The 21,095-nt window shown below is 45.0% G+C and carries 20 protein-coding genes, 1 tRNA gene and 1 pseudogene; 9 read left to right on the plus strand and 13 right to left on the minus strand.

What is annotated here, in order from left to right:
- Positions 1–183 precede the first annotated feature (183 nt).
- On the minus strand, positions 184–921 hold the full coding sequence (locus tag PHX29_01695) for a type II CAAX endopeptidase family protein (protein MDD5604621.1): 738 nt from the start codon (positions 919–921) through the stop codon (positions 184–186).
- A gap of 153 nt (positions 922–1,074) precedes the next feature.
- Between PHX29_01695 and PHX29_01700 the strand changes: the two genes are divergently transcribed.
- The 4 genes from PHX29_01700 to PHX29_01715 all read left to right on the plus strand — a co-directional run bounded on the left by PHX29_01700 (position 1,075) and on the right by PHX29_01715 (position 4,198).
- On the plus strand, positions 1,075–1,578 hold the full coding sequence (locus PHX29_01700) for a MarR family transcriptional regulator (protein ID MDD5604622.1): 504 nt from the start codon (positions 1,075–1,077) through the stop codon (positions 1,576–1,578).
- 163 nt (positions 1,579–1,741) lie between these two features.
- Positions 1,742–2,917, plus strand: coding sequence for an NAD(P)/FAD-dependent oxidoreductase (locus PHX29_01705; protein MDD5604623.1), 1,176 nt, complete (start codon positions 1,742–1,744; stop codon positions 2,915–2,917).
- A gap of 29 nt (positions 2,918–2,946) precedes the next feature.
- A complete protein-coding gene (locus PHX29_01710; GenBank protein ID MDD5604624.1) occupies positions 2,947–3,762 on the plus strand; it encodes a transcription elongation factor GreA in 816 nt (271 codons plus the stop codon).
- A 97-nt stretch (positions 3,763–3,859) separates the two neighbouring features.
- Positions 3,860–4,198, plus strand: coding sequence for a DUF4870 domain-containing protein (locus tag PHX29_01715; protein MDD5604625.1), 339 nt, complete (start codon positions 3,860–3,862; stop codon positions 4,196–4,198).
- A 65-nt stretch (positions 4,199–4,263) separates the two neighbouring features.
- On the opposite strand, the gene PHX29_01720 is transcribed toward PHX29_01715, so the two are convergent.
- The 8 genes and pseudogenes from PHX29_01720 to PHX29_01755 form a co-directional block, all read right to left on the minus strand.
- A complete protein-coding gene (locus PHX29_01720; GenBank protein ID MDD5604626.1) occupies positions 4,264–4,500 on the minus strand; it encodes a hypothetical protein in 237 nt (78 codons plus the stop codon).
- A gap of 5 nt (positions 4,501–4,505) precedes the next feature.
- Entirely contained in the window at positions 4,506–4,946 is a 441-nt protein-coding gene (locus PHX29_01725) for a rhodanese-like domain-containing protein (protein MDD5604627.1), read from the minus strand.
- Positions 4,947–5,002: 56 nt separating this feature from the next.
- Positions 5,003–6,088: pseudogene (locus PHX29_01730) on the minus strand (YeeE/YedE family protein).
- Between the two features lie 261 nt (positions 6,089–6,349).
- Positions 6,350–8,698, minus strand: a complete 2,349-nt coding sequence (locus PHX29_01735; protein ID MDD5604628.1) for a hypothetical protein — start codon at positions 8,696–8,698, stop codon at positions 6,350–6,352.
- A 136-nt stretch (positions 8,699–8,834) separates the two neighbouring features.
- On the minus strand, positions 8,835–9,590 hold the full coding sequence (locus tag PHX29_01740) for an ABC transporter ATP-binding protein (protein MDD5604629.1): 756 nt from the start codon (positions 9,588–9,590) through the stop codon (positions 8,835–8,837).
- Positions 9,569–10,327, minus strand: a complete 759-nt coding sequence (locus PHX29_01745; protein ID MDD5604630.1) for an ABC transporter permease subunit — start codon at positions 10,325–10,327, stop codon at positions 9,569–9,571. The genes PHX29_01740 and PHX29_01745 overlap by 22 nt, the downstream gene beginning before the upstream one ends.
- On the minus strand, positions 10,321–11,313 hold the full coding sequence (locus tag PHX29_01750) for an ABC transporter substrate-binding protein (GenBank protein MDD5604631.1): 993 nt from the start codon (positions 11,311–11,313) through the stop codon (positions 10,321–10,323). Before PHX29_01750 ends, PHX29_01745 begins: the two co-directional genes overlap by 7 nt.
- A gap of 23 nt (positions 11,314–11,336) precedes the next feature.
- Entirely contained in the window at positions 11,337–12,299 is a 963-nt protein-coding gene (locus tag PHX29_01755; protein MDD5604632.1) for a prenyltransferase, read from the minus strand.
- A gap of 164 nt (positions 12,300–12,463) precedes the next feature.
- Here PHX29_01755 and PHX29_01760 point away from each other — a divergent pair, with 164 nt between their 5' ends.
- Together PHX29_01760 and PHX29_01765 are read left to right on the plus strand one after the other, a co-directional pair.
- A complete protein-coding gene (locus PHX29_01760; GenBank protein MDD5604633.1) occupies positions 12,464–13,663 on the plus strand; it encodes a histidine kinase in 1,200 nt (399 codons plus the stop codon).
- Between the two features lie 7 nt (positions 13,664–13,670).
- A complete protein-coding gene (locus PHX29_01765; GenBank protein ID MDD5604634.1) occupies positions 13,671–14,339 on the plus strand; it encodes a response regulator transcription factor in 669 nt (222 codons plus the stop codon).
- Here PHX29_01765 and PHX29_01770 read toward each other — a convergent pair.
- Positions 14,299–15,243 carry a prenyltransferase gene (locus tag PHX29_01770; GenBank protein ID MDD5604635.1) on the minus strand — a complete coding sequence of 315 codons (945 nt, stop codon included), beginning with the start codon at positions 15,241–15,243 and terminating at the stop codon, positions 14,299–14,301. The two genes, PHX29_01765 and PHX29_01770, sit on opposite strands and share 41 nt — an antisense overlap.
- Positions 15,244–15,265: 22 nt before the next feature.
- Positions 15,266–17,062: a TIGR04190 family B12-binding domain/radical SAM domain protein gene (locus PHX29_01775; protein MDD5604636.1), complete on the minus strand. Its 1,797-nt coding sequence runs from the start codon at positions 17,060–17,062 to the stop codon at positions 15,266–15,268.
- 217 nt (positions 17,063–17,279) lie between these two features.
- Between PHX29_01775 and PHX29_01780 the strand changes: the two genes are divergently transcribed.
- Positions 17,280–18,998: a TIGR04190 family B12-binding domain/radical SAM domain protein gene (locus tag PHX29_01780; protein ID MDD5604637.1), complete on the plus strand. Its 1,719-nt coding sequence runs from the start codon at positions 17,280–17,282 to the stop codon at positions 18,996–18,998.
- Positions 18,999–19,093: 95 nt separating this feature from the next.
- Here PHX29_01780 and PHX29_01785 read toward each other — a convergent pair.
- Positions 19,094–19,167 (minus strand) — tRNA-Pro (locus PHX29_01785).
- A 106-nt stretch (positions 19,168–19,273) separates the two neighbouring features.
- Between PHX29_01785 and def the strand changes: the two genes are divergently transcribed.
- Complete coding sequence (gene def / locus PHX29_01790) at positions 19,274–19,786, plus strand: peptide deformylase (protein ID MDD5604638.1); 513 nt, start codon at positions 19,274–19,276, stop codon at positions 19,784–19,786.
- Entirely contained in the window at positions 19,773–20,435 is a 663-nt protein-coding gene (locus PHX29_01795) for an MtnX-like HAD-IB family phosphatase (GenBank protein ID MDD5604639.1), read from the plus strand. Before def ends, PHX29_01795 begins: the two co-directional genes overlap by 14 nt.
- Here PHX29_01795 and PHX29_01800 read toward each other — a convergent pair.
- Complete coding sequence (locus PHX29_01800) at positions 20,432–21,088, minus strand: YggS family pyridoxal phosphate-dependent enzyme (protein ID MDD5604640.1); 657 nt, start codon at positions 21,086–21,088, stop codon at positions 20,432–20,434. The two genes, PHX29_01795 and PHX29_01800, sit on opposite strands and share 4 nt — an antisense overlap.
- Positions 21,089–21,095: the final 7 nt, after the last annotated feature.

The following is a 21,095-nucleotide window of genomic DNA, read 5'->3' on the forward strand; positions in this document are numbered from 1 at the left end:
GAGCATGGTTAAGCGTTGTTGTTGTCTATGAATAGCCCCTGTATGTAACTAATCGATATAGTAAGCTACGAACAAAGCTGTGTCAATTCTATTTATATCAAATAACCTTACTAAAACTTACTAAATTGTATTAAACAAGACTACTACTTTAGTACCTGTTACTATATTGCTACCTGTTTTTACTCAAAACAGATATGGTGCAATCACAAAGAGCACCGTATTATTAGCTCCATGGGCTAAAATTACACCAGTTAATGAGCCGGTTTTCATAGCTGCCCACGCAAAATAAAGCCCGGCAAAGAACACAAAGATAATATCTGCTGCGGAAAGAAAGCCAAGATGGAGCACAGCAAACAGTACGCTTGTGTAGATTATCCCTTTCCGACCGAAGTATTCCAGGGCGGTTGTTTGCATAACACCCCGGAATATTATTTCTTCTACAAAACCAGTAGTTACAAATAGGATGATTGCAGCCAGCAAGCCAGATTGCCAGTTGAGTTCTCCTATAAGAGGCTCTGCCTGGAGTATAAAATACTCTATAAAACCAAGGCCTATGCCACTAATTGCGATAAGAGTATTGGCTAACGCTGGTTTAAAGGTAAAACCAATATCCCTGAACCTTAGACCCAGCATGTACATAAGAGCAACTGCTGCAAGAAACAGCGGTAAATACATCAAGGGGAACCACCATATTTGGGATAATCCGGCAAGTGGCATGCTAAGGCTTATGATCCTGACTAAAGGAACCAGAGAAAGAGATAGAACCAAACGGGATTGCTGGTAATTATCTTTTAAAGCGGGGATAATAAGTGTTGCGAGCAGAATAACTCCAAACAGGGCGAGCCCAACCAAAACATCAACGAAAACCGTTAAGCATTCTGCGATTGTAATAAATACTAATAGAATTAGTGCAAGGTGCATGTTAATTAAACAGAGTACTAATAATTGTCATCGGATGTATTATAGCACAACGCTTAGACAAATTGTGTCAAACCTCACGGCAATTAGTATCGTTACAACACGGGTGATATAATAGTTATTTAATAACAATATAACGAAGGTACTATTAAAGAAATGAAGGAAGAAATAAAATCCACCTATTTTTGCGACCATGATTATAATGTGTGGCTTCTTTTTAACCATACCTGGCGTGCTATGTTTAAAGCCAGAGAGAGGGAGCTGTTAACCTATAAAATAACTCCAGAACAAGCAGAGGTGCTGTTGGCTGTGCAAGCGCTTGGCAATAAAGCTACTCCTGCAGCTATTTCTCGTTCGACTTTAAGAGAACCTCATACTATTTCCGGTTTGATTGACCGGATGGTTGGGAAAGGGCTGCTTACAAAAAACAAAGACCTGGACCGCCGAAATCTGGTTCGTATCGAGCTCACCGAAAAAGGCTTGAAGGCTTATGATCATTCCACTGCCCGCCGGGCTATCTTCGATGTAATGGGTGAACTTGATCCGAAAGAAAGGCGTTCGCTTTGTTGCATGCTTGAGCGCCTTCAGGCCAAGGCATTAAAAGTGCTGGGCGTTGAGGAAAGGCCGGCTTTTCCGCCGAAAGAAGAAGAGGCTGAATAAAACCTCTCATGCGCAAATAAAACCGAAATCGACAGTATCAAAAAGAGTACGATCAAATCTTTATTCCTGAGTTCCAGGGCGAACATTGCCGTTTTGGTATCATCTACTGAAGCCTGATTGGCCATTGTGCTATACTTGGAATTGAAACCACATGTATTAATTTATGACCACTAACAGCGATATTCTCATTATTGGAGCCGGCCCTGTAGGTAGCTATACTGCCAGGAGGCTAGCTCGGCAAGGTTATAAGGTTACCCTTTTAGAAAAAAGACCAGACCTTGGCGGGCCTGTATGCTGTGCCGGCATAATCAGCCCAGATTGTGTGAAATTGCTGGAAGGCGAAGATCTGCCAGTATTAAATGCATTCAGCGGAGCCCGGGTTTATTCCCCCAACGGGCAAGTGTTAGAACTCAAACGCAATAGCGTGCAGGCAGTTGCCCTGGATCGGGGTTTAATGGACTTGAAGTTGGCAGAGCGCGCCGGTGCAGCCGGAGCTGCTTGCGTATTTGGTATTAAGGCAACTCATATTAAAGCTGATGATACAAGTGTAACTGTATATACAAACGACAACCGCAGTAACGTCTACCGGGGAAGATTAGCACTAATTACTGCTGGCTTTAATCCTGCATTAACTAGTAGCTTGGGTATGGGCATACCAGCCGATTTTGCGGTCGGCGTCCAGGCGAGGGTAGAAATGAAAGCCCCCCTTCCGCTGTGTATCTTTACCAGCAAGCTATTTGCCCCGGGATTTTTTAGCTGGCTGGAACCGCTTGAAGATGGTACTGCACTGGCTGGTTTGTTATGCCGTAAAAATGCCGCAGCCGCTTTTTTGAAGTTTATAAAATACCTCAAGGAAGAAGGATTTATTATTTCTGCGGGTAAACCTCAGTATCGCGGTGTTAGCCTTAAACCGATTCCGAAAACATACAGTGATCGATTGCTCGTTATTGGAGATGCTGCCGGTCAGGTAAAACCGATAACCGGAGGAGGAATATTCTACGGATTAAAAGCCGCTGAATGTGCTATCAGTCAGATCGAACAAGCGTTCGAACATGGAGATTTTACTTCTGCTAATCTGGCAGGTTACCATATTAAATGGAAACAGTCACTTGGTCGAGATATCAAGTTGAGTCGATTAGCCCGCCATGCCTATGAAAAGCTTAGCCAGCGTCAGATTGATAAAGCATTTGCTACAATTGTTCGTACTCGCCTGGTCGAAAAACTGACTGGAGACGATAATTTAAAATTTGATGAACATGGCAATGTAGTGTTAAAAATTATAAGAACTCCGGCTTTTTATCGAGCCTGTGTTTCAACATTAATACCCTGGATAAAATAAAAACATCACTTATTAGAAGGAAATCTAACATGACCATAAAAGAACCTCAGCCTGTCCTGGCCGAAGCCGCCAACAGCTTTTTATTAAGCCTTGAGGCTTCACAATCTAATGAAGCAGCTCTTACAATTCACAGCTTTGTACACTGGTGCGGTACCCAGCGCAAGCCTTCCAGTCTGACACCGGCAGAAATAGCCCGATTCAGCCAGCAATTACCACCCACCGATACGGAGCTACAGCAAAAAATGGGAACCCTACGTGATTTTTTGATTTACATAAATAAATGCCGGTGGACCACATCCCGGCTTGCTGGGCACGTAAAGCCCCGCAAGTGCAAAACACGTAAAAATAACTCCGTCAATTGCCGGCCTGCAAGGGAACCAGTGTACTTAACCTCGGAAGGTTATGCATCTTTGAAAGCAGAGCTGGAAACACTAAAAGCCAAGAAACCTGAGATTATCAGAGCAATTCAACTGGCTGCTGCAGACAAAGATTTTAGAGAGAATTCCCCATTGGCAGCCGCTAAAGAAGAATTAGGGCATGTAGAAGGGCGCATTAGCGAGCTTGAAGAGACACTCAAGATGGCTAAAATTCCCGAACAAAATAATAATAGGTTACAAGTTAACATTGGAGATCAGGTCAGTTTAAAAGACATGTCCACCGGGGAAAACCTATACTATATAATTGTAACTACCAGAGAAGCGAGCCCTCTCGACGGGAAAATATCCGATTCTTCGCCTTTGGGTAAATCCCTTATTGGCAGAACTGCTGGAGAGGTTATAGAAATATCTGCTCCCGCCGGTAAAATTTGCTATACGATTGAGAGCATCGGAAACGTCGCCGAGTGACAACCCGGAATTGTCATAGTCTGGACGAGGGTTATTGACTTGAGCCATTGCAAGTTGTAATCTTTATTTTAATTTTTAAAGGAGGTTGTACGCTTAAATGGCAAAAACATCCTCGGGACTCGAAGAAAACGTTGCTGGTTTGCTCTGTTATCTATTTGGCTGGATTGGTGGCCTGGTTTTTCTGTTGATTGAGAAGGAAAATGCTTTTGTCCGATTTCATGCCTGGCAATCAATTGTAGTGTTCGGGGCATTTAGCATTGTACTGATCATATTGAATATCATCCCGATAATCGGGTGGATAATAAGTTCAATCCTCGGGCTGCTTGTATTTGTTCTGTGGATTCTGCTTATGGTCAAAGCCTATCAGGGCGTGCGCTACAAGCTGCCGCGGGCTGGTGATCTGGCAGAGAAATGGGCAAGCTCGATAAAAATTTAATACTTTAGCAGCGGTATAAAACAAAAAGCGGGGTTTTCGAACCCCGCTTTTTTAATGCCGATTAATTAAAGAATTCCGCCGCCGAGTGCCAGCCTGAAAATACCAATAATTATAGCTGCGCTGCAGAGAATGATAGCGACCACCCCGGCATTTTTACGGGCTAATATGCCAAAAACCAAGCCGATTACTGCCGCCGGAATAATAAACCAGTTAAACCAACCCAGCAAGGGTATGAAAGCCACCGCGCTGAGTATAAGACAAATAACACCAATGATTATGCCGATAATTCCAAGTATTATCATCTCTGTTAACCTGCCACCACTGGATAACCCTGGTTGCGCCAAGCTGCGGTACCACCTGTTAGGTTGTAAACGGATGTATAACCTTGGCTAACGAGGTATTGGGCAGCTTCAACACTTTTAGCGCCTACGGAGCAGTAAACTATTATAATAGACGATTTATCAGAAGGGACCACACTCAAGTTTGCTTCAATATTGGGGTACTGGATAAACAGGTCAGTTCCAGGTATGTTTCCTAACTGCACCACGTCATACTGAAAAACAAACATATCTTCCTCTAGTGCATTATACAGTTCTGCCGGAGTGAGATCCCAGTATGCGCCACCTTCTACTTCTACCTTGGTGCCAGCATCAATTCCACCATTGGAATCCCCGTTGGAGCCACTGCAACCACCTGCCAGCCCTATCACCATGCTGAGAATAATTAACACCGCTATATTTCGTTTCATTTTTTCCTCCTGAGTATTATTATAACCCTAATTCAAAACAGGAAAAACCTGCGCTGTTACCCCAACCGATTAACTACTTTTACTCCGGCGAAAGCACCTAAAGCCATGGATGCTCCAAACAGAAAACCATTGGCGCCGAGTGATGGAATTGCAGAAAAGAAGGCGCCGACACTGCAGCCTGAAGCAAGCCCGGCTCCATAACCCATCATGATGCCACCCAGAATAATTTGAACGTATTGTCGCCAATTTCTTGGGAACACCAATTTGAATTCGCGGCTCAGCAAAAAACCGCAGAGGGCTCCGAGTAACAACCCTCCGTTTAACATCAATCCCCAGGTCAACTGGCCTGGCTGGACACTGACAACTCAGGTGCCTGGCACGGGTATTATTTCTGGCACGGGGAGCCCTGCGAATTTGAAAACGATTTGTGACCAGCGCTGGATTTCGCCAGTTACTCCCCATGGCCTGTCGACCAGAACATAACAAAGGGTATTTAGCACCCCCAGAAGGATTCCCCCTGCCATTGCTGGCCAGCTTGCGGTGATGAGTTGTTTTGCCAGACTTTTCAGCTTGGCAGCGAAATGGGGTTTTACCATGGAGGTTATGCTGGTTGCTGGCTCGGAGTGAACTGTTTTAAACCGCCTGCTTTGTAGAAAAACAACCAGTAAATAAAAAGCAAGAAGAATAAAAATTGTAAAAATAACTGCCACCGGCCAGCCAAAATACTTCGGAAGCCAAATTTGCGGCAAACTGCTAACATCTGACCACCACAATTCTCTGGTAAAAAGAAAAGCGCCCATTCCCAGTAAAACACTAATCAAGGCAATTAAAGCATAGATATAACCGCCGCTAATCCGGTATAGCGAACCCGTTATGCAGCAACCGGCAATAACCATTCCAAATCCAAATAACAGCCCGGCTGGCAACAAGTACCAGCCAAAGGGGGAAACATGCGCTCCGGGTGGAATTGCTCCAGTTGACGGATCGTTAACCCACCCATGCATGATAAAGGCAAAACCTATAGTAGAAACAACCATTCCGGCAATAATAGCTTTAAGCATTTCACCTTCCCGGAACAGATAAAAATTCGAGAATCCGGAAACAAAACAAAAACGGCTCCGACTGAGGGTAAAACCGAACATGAGCCCAAGGATCCAAAAAGCAGCCAGGCGTGGAGCGGACTGGTTAACCAGAATCGCAACCGCTATTGCTGAAACAAGGGCAACAAATCCAGCAATCAACATCAGTGGGTTCTTTACTTTACCGGTCATAGTCAGAGTATTTGAATCCTGATTTCTTTTATTGATTCTAACATAGCAAAACAGCAAAGTACTATAGGCTATACTTAAAAAGGGAGACTGGCTTATAAACCAGCCTCCCAAGGTATTAAAGGTTGAGAACAATTATATCAAACTAAGACCGAGGCTGATTGATACAGCTGCAAAAATTGCACCTATTACCGTCAATATAATTATAGTCGTCAGTTGGCTGGAGGAAAGCACCCTTTTTACTATACTTTTTACCAGGGCTTCTTCGGCTTTTTTCATTGCCTCTTCGGCTTTTCGGACTGCTTCTGCTGCCATCGTTTCAGCTGTTTCGCTAGCTTTAGCGCTGGATTCTGCTGCTTTGCGAGCAGCTTCTTCCGATGCGGATCGCGCGCTAGTGGCAATTTCTCTGGCTCTTTGTGCTGCTTCTTCAGCTTCTTTGGAAGCTTTTAGTGCAGCTTCTTGAGAAGCCTTGATTGCTGCTTCAGCAGCAGCCTTTGCCTCTTCGGCTTTTCGGACTGCTTCTGCTGCCATCGTTTCAGCTGTTTCGCTAGCTTTAGCGCTGGATTCTGCTGCTTTGCGAGCAGCTTCTTCCGATGCGGATCGTGCGCTGATAGCAATTTCACTGGCTCTTTGTGCTGCCTCTTCGGCTTTTCGGACTGCTTCTGCTGCCATCGTTTCAGCCGTTTCGCTGGCTCGAGCACTGGCTTCCGCTGCCTTGCGAGCAGCTTCCTCTGAGGCAGTCCTTGCTGCGACGGCTATCTCCTTGGTTGTCTGTGCCGCTTCCTCAGCTTCTTTTGTAGCCTTCAACGCGGCAGCTTGAGAGGCTTTAATAGCTGCTTCTGCTGCAGCTTTGGCTTCCCGGCCGGAAATTTCAGCCGCCAGGGCAACTTTTTCTGCTTTCAGAGCACTTTCCTGGGCTATTCTTTTTGCCTCTTGCATGCCAGCAGCTGCTTCTGCGCTCATTGTTCTGGCTGCTTCGTCGGCAGCCAGGCGTGCGGCTTCCGCTGCCCCTGTGGCTGTATCAGCCGCCTGCCGAGACATCATGGCAAGATCTTCTGCGCGACTTACCAGTTGGTGTAAGACATCAGCAGAAGCTTCGATAGCTTTATCACCAGCTGCGTCAGCAAGTTCAGATTTCCGGGCGGTTTCCTGGGCGACCTTATAACCTTTAGCGGCAGCTTCTCGTGCATGGTTGCCAGCTTCTTCTAGGCTTACAGCCAAATGCTCGGACACGCCAGTTGCAGCCAGAAAAGCTTCGTCTGCAGCAATTTCAGAAAGATCGGATTTTCGTTTGACATCTTCTGCGGCTTGATAAGCAGCAGAAGCGGCACGTTTGGCCTGTCTGCCGCTGGTTTCCGCATTTCTGGCGCTTTCCATATCCGGATTTTCAACAAGTTTAACGATTGCCTGATTAGCAGATGCTGCTGCATCGTCTGCATTTTTACCAGCGGTTTTAGCATTCTTTATACTGGCAAGCACCGCATCTCTGGCTTCAAGCGCTATATTTTCTGCTCTTGCGGCAGCTTCTTCGGCAGCTCTTTGTGCACGAGCCGCTGCTTCTCTAGCGGCAAGTTCAGCTTCTTCTGCACGCTGCGTTGCTTCTTCTGCGGCGTAACGAGCGCCAATGGCAGTGTCTTCTGCCTTAAGTGCCGCCTCTTCTGCCCGGCGAGCGGCTTCTTCTGCCAGCTGAGCAGCATCTTCTGCAGATGCGCGGGCATTGGCGCTTGCCTCTTCTGCTCGGCGGGTTGCTTCAGCAGCTGCCGCACTGGCTGCGTCTGCGGCGTCTTTAGCTGCTTGTATTGCTGCCTGGGCTTCTGCAGATGTACGTAGTGAGGCCTCGTTGGCATTATTAACGGCATCTGCCAGTGCAGCCCTTAATGCAGCATCTACACTGTCTGCTTTGGTGATTGCATCCCGGGAAGCCTGTGTTGCCTCATGAGATACCTTTCGTGCCGTTTCGGCGGCTTGCTGAGCTGCTTTTACCGCCTTATCTGCTTCTTCGGCAGCAGTTTTAGCGGCAAGGTGCGATATTTTAGTTGCTTCTTCGGCTGCCTGGCGGGCTTTTTCACCAGCTACTTCTGCTTTTTCAGCAGCCTCTATAGCTGCTTGATGAAAGGATTCGACCGCCTGGATTGTGTGTTTTTCTGCTTCTTCAGCTCGTAAAGCTGCTAAGTCTGCTGCTTGTGTGACTTTATCTGCCGTAGATTCTGCTCTTGCAACTGCTTCGGCGGCTGCCCTTGTAGCCATATCGGCTGCACTTTGCCCGGCGATACGCGCTTCATCAGCCCTCTTTCCCGCTTCTCCTGAAGCTGCTGTAGCAGTGCGAGCGGCATCACTAGCCGCGCGGGAGGCTGCTTCTGCTCTTCGTGCAGCTTCTATGGCTGCACGAATGTTTTCCTCCATCTCATCAAGAATTTTTGGCAGGGGTTTGACGAGGATTTTGGGGGTTTCAGCAGCATGTGATTTTCCAACTCTCTCCACCATATAACGTCCCCTTTCGGGCAAATAAAGCTGCCCGATCGCTTTATTCGTGATTCAACTCGATTATACCTGACTATGGGTGCGAAATAAAAGGTTTATATGAAATTCTGGGGGAAGGAGTTAATATTTTTAATTCTATTTAAGAAAGTAAACGGCGGAGTTCCTGCTCGGCACTGATAAAATCCTGTGTAACCCTTGAGCGCGGCCTGGGCATATCAATATCCAGAACAGTTTTTATATTTGTTGGGCGGTTAGTAAGTACTATGACCCGGTCTGCCATGAAGACTGCCTCTTCAGGATCATGTGTTACCCATAAAAGGCTCATTTTCTTCTCCCGCCAGATACGTATAATTTCGGCTTGAAGTTCTTCCCGGGTTGTAACATCCAATCCCGTAAGAGGCTCATCCATAAGGAGAATGCGCGGATTAGTAACCAGGGCACGAGCCAGCGATACCCGCTGGCGCATTCCTCCACTTAGTTGATGTGGATAGCTGAATTTAAAATCAGACAAGTTCACCATTTCCAGTGCCCCGGCAACCAGCTTTTCATCGATGTCCGGTGGCTTTATCCCGACAAGCTCAAATGGTAAAGCTACGTTGTTGATAGCAGTTCGCCATGGCAGTAGCCTGGGTTCCTGGAATACCACGCCGATAGCCTGGAGGTTTGAATCAATAACCCCGGTTTGTGTCCCCTGAAACTCCACTTTGCCGTGGCGGCTAGGCATCAATCCGGCAATAATGCGCAACAGGGTAGTTTTACCGCATCCAGAAGGACCAAGTATGCAAACGACCTCACCACTTTTGACATTGAAGGAGATATCTTCGAGAACCTTTAAGGTTTCAAAGGTGTGCGAGATTTGCTTTACCTCTAATATTATGCTTCCTGGGGTTTCCATTTGCGGATAAACTTCCTGTCTATGTAGTTGAAAATTCCATAGTCGAATATGATAAGGATTATGGCAAAAGCCAATGTCCAACCAAAAACCTGTTCAATTCTGTAACTGCCAAAAGCGATAGAGAGCATATAGCCCATACCTGAGGCGGCGCCGAAGATTTCCCCAAGAATCACCACTTTCCAGGCAACCATTAGCGAACTGCGTGTTGCGGCAAAGATATAAGGATACAGCATCGGCATAATTACTTTACTCAGGATGCGGCTGCGTGATTTGGTATAGACCGAAGCCATTTCGGTTAGATTGGGATCCAGTTCTTTTAAGCCTTCCCAAATATTAATAATAAAGAATGGCGCCACCGCTGAAGCTATAACCAGGATTGGAGTGGTATCGGAAAGGCCGAACCAGAGTACTAATATAAGTGCCCAGCAGATTGTGGGTACTGATTGCAAAAGGGGATAAATAACCGTTTTGACGGCGACTGCCATGAATGACCAATAGCGCGTTGACAAGCCTAATACAGTGCCAAGCACAGAACCAATTGCAGTTCCAGCTACAACCCGGTAAGTGGATACGCCAATATGCTTCCAGGCATTGGGGGAAGTAATAATTGCCCAAAGCGCTTCCAGTGTTTCCCACGGGGTAGGGAAAAGTGCAGAATCGGAAAGCGCTGCTACTGCCCACCAGACGAGCCAAAAAAGCAAGGAAGCGAGAGCAACCAGGCTCAGTTTTTTTACCATTCTACAAATAATTCATCCGGTTGTGAAATTGTGTTGATTATACCCCGATCCTTGACGAAACTAAAAATTGCCATTACCGAATCTTCCAGTTTTCCTTCAATGGAATCAAAAGTAACAGAATAATGCGTAGAGTAGGCATTTACATAAAAATCTGCATCCCCACCAAATTCTTTGACATATATTTGGGCAAGTTCTTCCAGTCGAGCCTCGCCATACTGACGGCTTTCCATCAATAATTCGTATATGTCCTTGACGAGTTCAGCATTTTCTTCTAAATACTCGGTTTGCACTGTCAGGAATGAAGCCGGGTTGTAAGTGCCGTATTGTTTCTCAAAAGCCTGGTCTACGTTAAATAAAATATCAAATTCTCCGCTGGCATATGCCTGGACAGAGGGGTCTCCCAATACCAGCGCTGCTTGAATATCTCCCCTGCGTAAGAATTCCAGCAGTTGGGGCGGGTTGCCATCCACTATGGTGAACTGGCTTTCCTCAATATTGTATTGGTTTTTCATCAGGCCAAAAAATGTACTTGTAGTACCAGTGTTTAAGCCTGGTACACCAATTCGTTTACCAGCCAGGTCCTGCGGGGATTGCAAACCGCTGCCTTTTTTAACATACACAACTGCCACTCCGTTAGTAGTGTCTGCGCCGGTATGGGCAAGGTATACACCAAGAGCCTTAAGTTTGTATAAACTTTTTTCTCCAGCTATAGCAAAAGTGGCGGAACTCATAGCGCCGATTGGATAGTTGCCTGCCATCATCTGGTCATCAAACGCGAGCGACTGGTCAATAACAACATTTACATCATCCGAAGCTAGTGCACCGCTAACAATTCCATAAGTGCAAAGCCAGCTTCCAAAATAGGGCGCCATTACGATTTTTACGGTTGGCTTCTCGCTGTTACGGGAGCAACCTGCGAACCCAATGGCTAATACCACTACAATAGCCACCAAAAGGACCCTTTTAATACATGTAATTGTTTTCATTTATTTAAACCTCCTCAGTATAATTAAACGCCTGTCAGACCATTAAAAAGAAAGGTAAGGCTCAGGGTCAGTGGGCTGAACATCAATCCATAAAAACCATATCGGCAGCTGAAAGCAAGTCCTTGGGGATTGCGCCAATTACCCAGAGCCACATTGAATGCAGAACGCAGAATAAAATAGATGGGAATTAAATTTAACAGAGCAAATAGTGACTTTGATAGAACGAAGGACGGGATAAATAGCAAAATAGCTGCCGTCATCAGAAGTACATACAAGTAACTCATTCTTCCTTTGCCAAATATCACTACCAGAGTGCGCTTGCCAGCGTTTTTATCTGCTTCGTAATCTGGAAATTCGCGAAGTAATTTAATTGCTGGAACGGCGAACAATTGAGTTGATGCTACTGCAACCGGGAACCAGCTAAGCCCCGCCTGGGTGTAATAAATCGTAAAAACCAGCAAAAAATAGGCTAGCGCCATGAAGACTTCACCCAATCCGCGGTAGGCTGCCTTAATTGGTGGGGCGGTATAAAACCACCCAATAAGAATCCCTATCGCTCCCAATGGTATAGTCCATACTCCAGTTCCAAAACCGAACTGAAGAATAATGCCCACCGGCATTGCCAGGAGGAAAAAGACTATTGATGAAATCAAGGCGTGCTTGCGCTTGATTAATCCCTTAACCAGCACCCTGGTGCCGCCAGTACTGGTGACACTCTGGTTTTGCCCACCAAGGCGTGCGGCATTATTCTTATCGGTTTCATAATCGAAGTATTCATTAGAAATAAACGAGCCGTCGGCTATGAAAAACACCGAAAGAAGGGTAAGAGCAAACACCGCCCAATAGAAACTGCCAGTTGCGTACCAAGCCAGAACACCGCCGAGAATAATGCGGAACACAGGTGCTATATGTTTGGGAAGTTCCTGAATTTCTATCCATGCACGAAAAGTGCTAATTGAACTGTTATTGGAAATCTTTTGTCTCATCACACGTGTAGCCGGGAGGTAAAGACCTGCACGGACAAGTAAATGTTAACAGATTGTTATTATTCTTGTCATGAGTCCCGGGGGCCTAACCAAAACAGGATGTTAAATAGCTTGAAAAGAAGGTACAATAGAGCTTCGAAATCCAGATGTCAGGCATGTTAAAAATGCTCACTAAAACGACCGAACAGGAACTAGGAGAAAGCAAACGACTGGAAAAGGTATTGATTCTCCAGCGTTGGCTTTACGTGCCGGCAGTGCTCCTTGCCGGTTGGCTCTATTCCTGGCCAAGTCTTGCAGGAATTATCGCAATTGTTGTTGGGCTGGTTATTGTGAATATAGCTGGTTTCTATGCCAATAAAGCTACTACCGGCATGGCAGCTCAGAGGTTGCTTGGTTTCTTTATGCTGAGCGCAGATTTCTGTGCCGGGTGGGCGCTGATATTTATACTTGAACCAGATAAAAACTTACTTTTTTACATAGTGTTTTCCTTGATTATTGCAGAAGCCGCTATTCGCTTCGAACTGCGGGGAGCGCTGGTTATGGATTTGTTGTTTAGCCTGGGGATGCTCTTTGGGATTTATCTTCCGTTATCGTCTCAACCTGGTTCGTTTCCGATGGCCAATTATCTACTTCTACTGGGCGTCATGAGTTTTGCCAGTCTTATGGTTGGAATGGTTGCCCGTGAATGGAGGAAACAGCGCCGATACGCTGTACAGTTAGCTGCAGAACGCACTCTGCTGCTTGAGAGAAGGCGAATATCATCTGAACTGCACGACAGCATATTAAAAAGCCTCCAGGGGCTTTCACTGGAAGCTTATTCGATGGCTCAAGATCACTCGGAAGAAGGTAATGGGTTTTCTGAAAAAGCGAACTACATACAGGAAGTGTGTCAGCTTCTCAGTCGCCAGATAAGAAGCGTAATAATGGAACTGCGGATAGAAGACATCATGCAGGAGAAAAACCTTTCAGCTTATATCAACGACCTGCTGGATGCCTGGACAGTGCGAACCCATATTGAAGTCGAAAGAGATATACCAGATTTTTTTCCTTCAATTGATCCCACGTTGACCCATAATTTACATAATATTATTTCTGAAGCATTGCTTAACATTGAACGTCATTCCGGTGCATCGAAAGTATGGATAAAACTTGCCATTGAAAACGGTGAGATGCTATTAGAACTGGAAGATAATGGCCATGGTTTTTACAGCGAGCCTGAAAACGTATATTCATACCTAAAGAGAGGCAGTCTAGGCCTGGTATCAATCAAGGAGCGGGTTGAACTTGCTGGAGGCAGCTTTATAATTCAAAACTCGCCAAATGGGGTAAAACTTTACATAAAACAGCCTCTGAGAAAAATGTGAATTAAAGATGATTAGCATAGTAATTGTTGATGACAACTTTGTTGCCAGAAGAGGATTGCGCAGTGTGCTGGAAAGTGATACAGGCATCTTTATTGCTGGTGAAGCCTCAAATGGCCAAGAAGCAATAAACCTGTGCAATTCTGTTGATCCCGAGCTTGTACTCATGGATATTCGCATGCCGGATATGGATGGCATAAGTGCAACGCAAGCTATTTTAAATAAGAAACCCGAAACTAAAATCTTGATGCTAACAGTAATAGATGATCCCTGTATTCTTGCTAATGCTATTAATGCAGGAGCTGCGGGATATTTAATCTACGGTCATTTTAGCCCTCAGGAGCTGATAAAAGCAGTAAAAACTGCAGTTGCCGGTAAAGCAATATCCCTGCCGCCAGTGGATGATTTATTCGGGGCAGCGCAGGGCGCGTCTTCACCGGATATTGATATTTGGCAAAGGTTGACACAGCGGGAAAAAGAGGTATTGAACCTTATTGGCACCGGATGTGAAAACAGAGAGATTGCACGGGTTTTAAACATTGAGGAAAAAACTGTAAAAAACCACATCAACAGTATTTACTCAAAGCTCGGTGTGAATACCAGGCAGGAGGCAGTCCTGTGTGTTCTGCGCTCCAGGTTTAAAAATGGAAAAGCCCGTTCAGCAGGAATGTCAGGGTAAGAGTTACCGGTAATAACAATAAGCCTTGAAAGCCATACTTGCAGGACAAAGCCAATTGTTCTGGTATGTGCCATAAACCCTTAGCCATAGGCAATGCACTGGCTACCAGATATACAGCCGGTATAATATTAAGAAGGACAAAGAAAGATTGGGTTACACATATTGCCGGAATAAACGAGATGATTGAAGCAGCGATAATAACAACATAAAGCTTTGAAGCTCTGGATTTCCCAATCATAACCACCAGTGTCTTTTTGCCAGCAGCCTCATCTGCTCGTGCATCCGGAATGTTACGCAGCAATTTTAGTGCAGGGACAGTCAGAATACGCGGCAGGCACATCAGCAGTGGAAACCAGGCTGCACCAGCTTGAATATAATAGGCGGTAAAAACCAAGGCTGCGTATCCCAGCATCATAAACAATTCGCCCGCGCCGCGGTAGGATGCTTTTATGGGAGGATTGGAATAACCATACGTAAAAAATAATCCCAATATGCCCAGAGGAATAGTCCAGACGCCTGTTTTAAATCCGAATTGAATCAGTAAACCCAGTGGAATGCATAAAGCAAAAAAGACCATTCCTGCAATATAAACATGCCGGCGTTTTAGCCGCCCCTCTACTAACACTCTGGTACCGCCGGTAGTCTCCATGCCCATTCGGCGGCTGCTGCCGCCTATTCGCTCACGGTTGAGGCTATCACTTTCATAGTCTTGATATTCATTAGTCAGGTAAATACCATTCGCCATGAAGAATACAGCCAGCAATCCAGCAATAAACACTCCCCAGTGGAACTGATCGGCGTTATACCAAGCTAGCACTGAGCCTAGTATAAAAGAAAAGACATCATTGGAATGACGGGGGAACTTTTGAATCTCTACCCAGGCTTTCAGCTTGTCTTTTAGCATCAAATGCACTCGCGATTTTTAGTTATTTTTTCCCAAAGAGTACTTTCTTTACGGCGTTCCAATAGCGTAGCCGTACTAGCCCAACCGGGATTTCAAGTTCAAGCCTTTCGGCTGCTTTAAAGCCATTGATTTCATCCATCTCCGGTTTAAGCATGGCAATTGCCTCAGTATCTCCGGATTCGACCAGTTTGTCCAACTTCTCTTCCAGTTTGATAGCCCTTTTTATTCGTTCAGACTGTTCGTCAGCCATTTTCTGGGGTAATTGCCCGTAACGAGCTTTCAGCTGAGCTAGGCGTGAAATCGCTTCGTAGGTGACTTCAGTAATTTCTTTTTGGGAAAGCCATTGGGTTTCATAGTTCAATTGATACTTCCAGCTTGGCAAGGTAAGTGCCTGGCGGTGCTCTTCAAATGTTTTATACAGAAGGCGAAATCCGTAACACTCTGGATTTTCAAAAGCTGGGCATCCTGGGGCCATAAAAGGCGCCTGGTGCCCCATAAATAAAAACAACCGTTTATCTGCATTGAACTTCTTTAAAAGCTCTTCGCAGTAATCAACAGAATCCAGAACAGACTGTTTGTCCTGCTTGTGAAGACCTATCATGAAGAATATTTCTACTCGACTGGCGCCGTTGTCGAGCGCTGCTTTTATCATATCTTCCATAGCCTGGTTGCTAAATTCTCGTCCCAGAGATACCTTGCGCACTTCTGGATCATGAGATTCGGGAGACATATCGAGGGAAAATCCCGGAGCAGCTTCTGCCATCTCTTTTATGAACTCCGGTGGCATGGGATTAAAAGCCTCAAACATAAGAGTGTTTTTAACCCTGTCTTTTTTTATCAGTTCCAATATTTTGCGCGCTCGCGCGTTGCCTCCTTCACGGATATCTCCAACGATTAATATTGGCCCACGTGTAATCTGGCTGATATTATGGATATCGTTAGAGATATCTTCAGCTGTTCTTCGAGCCGGTTCTGTACGGTTGGCAAATCCAGCCATACCGGTTTTTGAACCGCTGCAGAAAATACATTCATATTTACAGCCGCGTGAGGTAAATACAGCTGTAACCGGGTACTTGAGCCACCCTTTAAAAGGTACTACGCTCGCCAGATCCCGATAGCGCAACACCTGGCGCACCATAAGGCCGTAATGGTTGCCCATAACATTTGATATGTCTCTTGGTACGTAACTGAAGGGGTTTTCATGCACTTCCCCTTTATCATCTTTCCATACCAGATTGGGTACACTGGCAAAGTCTCCGGTTTTAAGTGCGGCCATAAAAAGGCGCATTGGCTCTTCAGTAGAGTCACCACGCATCACGAAGTCGACTTCCGGGTAGCGAATTACATCTTTATAAAAACGAGTAGCTGAATATCCACCGATGATAATCTTTGATCCCGGATGATGTTTTTTTACAATACGGGCAATCTCTATCGATCCATGGGCATGTACCATCCAATGCAGATCTATGCCAAAAAGAGGGGCGTTCAATTTGGCGATGAATTTTTCTGCGTCGAATTTTGCGTTACGCAACATTCTCCATGCGATATTTACAATACGAGTTCTGTATCCGGCTTTTTCCAAGTGTTCCGCAATAGTAGAAAGCCCTACCGGGTACATTTCAAAAGTAGGGGTTGCCAGAACCAGGTCGCTGACCGGGCCATAGAGTTGGGGAATTTTACGAAAATCATACACATGCGGGGCATGCAACAAGATAAAATCGGTTTTTGGCATTACAATATTTTCTTTAACTCCTGATAATAAAACACCGGCTATATTTTCATCACCAGCCGGGAATATGACTGAAAAGCAGCTTACCAATAATGAATAAGCACTTAGGAATTATAGCTTTTGGCTAAGGCATATGGCAATTAAATATATAGACCAGCATGAGTGAGTCTGTGAATCCAGTTTAAGGCAGAGTATTTGTTCCGCACCCTTCTATGCACAGATTTCAAGAATCGTGTATATTGTTAATTGGCTAGGAGCAAAACCCGGGTGTTATCTTTATTTCTGGAGCACCGGTAATAATATATAAATGAAATCTTTGTTTAACCAGCGCGCTGATATTGTTCTCCTGCACCCCCCACATCTATATGATTTCAGGAAGATACCACAGCTTTATGGGCCAGTCAGCGATCTGGTTCCCTCGACACCGGTATTTGAGATGTATCCAGTTGGCTTTACCAGTATCGCCGAGTGCCTGGAGAAAGCTGGATACCAAACGCGAATTGTTAACCTGGCATGGCGTATGTTAAAAGATTCTCGTTTTGATGTTGAAAAATTTCTCTCTAAAATACAAGCTCCTGTATTTGGTATAGATATTCACTGGATGGTGCACGCTCATGGCGCTATCGAAATTGCCCGGCTGGTTAAAAAAATCCATCCAGAAACCAGGGTGATTGTAGGTGGTTTTTCTGCCTCTCGCTTCCATAAGGAAATAATCCAGTATTCAGAAATCGACTTTGTAATGCGTGGTGACTCTACTGAAGAGCCAATGCGCCTTTTTATGGCTGCACTTAAAACCGGAGACTTTGCCAGTGTACCCAATCTGGTATGGAAAGATGATAAAGGCGTAGCCCGTGAAAATGTTGTGAGCTATATCCCTGATGATATTTCAAACGTCATGGGCAACCATTACGGCCTTATGGTGCGCCAGGTGTTGCGCTATCGGGATCTGGCTAGCGTAGTACCTTTTAAAGGGTGGCTTAAACATCCAATAACAGCTGTGTTCACCTGCAGAGGGTGTACTCGTAATTGTCTTTTCTGTGGAGGCTCTGCCCGTGCGATGCAGGTGGTGGTCAACCGCAAAAAGACAGTTTTCCGTACTCCGGAGGATATTTTTAAAGATATTCAGAACATATCCAGAATTTCTCGCGGGACTATTTCGATACTGGGAGATATCCGCCAAGCCAGTCAAGGAAAAGCCGACAGGTTATTGGAATTGTTGGAAAAAAGACCGGTAAAAAACACATTGATGTTTGAGATATATGAACCTGTACCAGAAGACATGATGCAGCGTATTGCCATCGCTGCTCCAGGTTTTAATCTGGACATGTCGCCACATTCCCATGACGAGGCAGTAAGAAAAGCTTTAAATATCGATTATGCCAATCAGGGGATGGAAGAGACAATCGAAAGCGCTTTGCGTTTGGGGGCAGGCAAAGTCGAGATATTTTTTATGATAGGGCTTCCATTACAGGATAGTGATTCTGTGATGGAAACAATAGATTACTGTCGGTATCTTCTGGAAAAGTTCAAAGGTGATAAACGCTTATCCCTCTATATAGGACCGTTGGGGCCTTTTCTTGACCCCGGTTCCGAAGCTTTTGAAAATCCGGACAAACATGGATACCGCCTTTTGTTTAAGACCTTTGAGGAACATCGCCAGGCATTAACACGCCCTACCTGGAAGCACACTCTGAATTACGAAACCAACTGGCTTTCCCGTCAGCAAATTATGGATGTAACATATCAGGCAATTGCTAAACTCACTCAACTAAAGGTGGAATATGGCCAAATACCGTCTGGTTCGGCTCAAGCGCAAATTGAGCGCCTAAATGCAGCGTTAGCTATTGAACGCGAGATAGACGACATGGTTGATAGCGGCAAAGGCCATGAAATAGTTAGACTGAAGCCGGAAATCGACAGGGTTAACAACTTTTCCTCGATAGAACATCAGCAAATACAAGGAGAATCTAAACTAATAGGATTACGTTATTTCAGTTCTCTTTGGCAAGTTATACGGGGAAGATAACCAGACAAATACAGCAGGGAATGAACATAACGTAACTGTTGGCAGTCAGCGAAATGGGACATTTTACATAACTATTGAGGAACCGTTGAGAAAAATCGGGGTGGACGGATTCGAACCGTCGACCACCTGAACCCCATTCAGGTGCGCTACCAGGCTGCGCTACACCCCGAGATGACAAAATATACTAGCATAATCAGGCTGATAACGGCAATACAGGCTTTTCCTTATTCATACTCGTTCGCTCCATCATTGTATTTTATGATAAGATGTTCTCCATGGCTGCATTAAAAGTTCTAACCGCACCCGATCCGATTTTAAAAAACAAATCGGTCAGAATACCCGAGATCGACCGTTCTATTAAGCGGCTGATCGGGGATATGATAGAAACAATGCAAATAGAAGGCGGAGTTGGCCTTGCTGCGCCTCAGATTGGTAAAAATATACGCCTTATCGTCTTGCAGATGCCTGATGAAGAACCTTTTGCCATAATCAATCCGGAAATAACCAAACGGGAAGGGGAAAGGGAAATCATGGAAGCATGCTTGAGTATCCCGGGTTATGAGGGTCTTGTAAAGCGTTCAATAATGGTTACTGCCAAGGGGCTGAACGAGAATGGCAAACAATTAAGGATCAAAGCTTCCGGGTTATTGGCTCAGGCTCTTGAACATGAAATTAATCATCTTGATGGTATTTTATATCCTGACCTCATTGAAGATAAAGATAAACTTTTTGAAACAGATTACACTTGCGAGCAAATCACTACAAGGGGCGAAATTGAAACTCAATAATCCGAAGCCGCTACTATTTCAATCGGATTTTGATGGCACCATCACAGTTGAGGATATCAGCTTCTTGATACTAGACGAATTCGCCAAGGGTGACTGGAGAAGTATCCTTGAAGATTACAAAAGCTCTCGCATCACTGTAGGAGAGTTCAACAAAAGGGCATTCGCGCTGGTCAATGAACAACAAACCATTCTTGAAGACTATGTAATTAACAACTACCAGCTAAGGCCTGGATTCAAAGAACTTGTAGAGTTTTGTGCCTATCATAGCATTCGCTTTGTTATTATAAGCAACGGCTTGGATTTCTATATTCGCGCAATTTTAAAACACATGCAAATGGAAAATGTTCAAGTCTATTCAGCCAAAACCGTGTTTGGTAATCGTCATCTGGAAACGGAGTATTTCAGTCCTGATGGAAATCCGATTGATGACGGCTTTAAGGAATCTTATTCACGCTTTTTTATCGCTAGTGGTTACGATATCATCTATGCTGGTAACGGGGCCTCAGATGCTCCTGCGGCACGCTTGGCACGGCACGCGTTTGCTACTGACAGTCTGAAAGTAAAAATGAAAGAACTGGGTAAAGACTTTTACCCGTTCCAAAATTTGTATGAAATTGCTACCAGATTAAAAGGTTTGATTATTAGCTAAACTCTGGGGCCGAAAATTTTACTTCCAATACGCACAATATTTGCCCCTTCTTCAATTGCCACTCGATAAGAATCCGTCATTCCCATAGAGAGATACAGCATTTGTACTCGTGGTAAATTTAAAGCAGCGATCTGATTAAACATTTGTCGTACAATACGAAAATAGGGGCGATAATCTTCAGGGTTTGTCAATAGAGGCCCCATCGTCATTAATCCCTGTACCCTGATGCTATCGAACGTAGAAAGCTGTTTTATAAACTTCTCAATTATTTCCGGCATAATGCCAGATTTCTTTGTTTCTTTCCCGCTATTCACTTCGACTAAAACCGACATAATTTTACCTATAGAAACGCACTCTTTGTTGATAAGTGAGGCTAAATCGAGGCTGTCGACAGTTTCTATCATGTCAAACATTGCTACAATGCGCCCGATTTTGTTCCGCTGAAGGCGCCCAATATAATGCCATGAGGCTTTGTTGCCAATGATCTGAAAAGCTCTTTCCGCATCTTTAAGGTAATTCTCGCCGATAATGGTTGCACCTGCATTCACGCATTCGCTGACCTCTGCCGGAGTGCGATTTTTGGCCGCTACTACCAATTGCGTTTCCGGGCTAAGCTCCTGGAGTAGTTCTCTTGTCTTGTTTTCAATACTCAAATTCTGA

The organism is Dehalococcoidales bacterium (assembly GCA_028717385.1).
Lineage (GTDB): Bacteria > Chloroflexota > Dehalococcoidia > Dehalococcoidales > CSSed11-197 > CSSed11-197.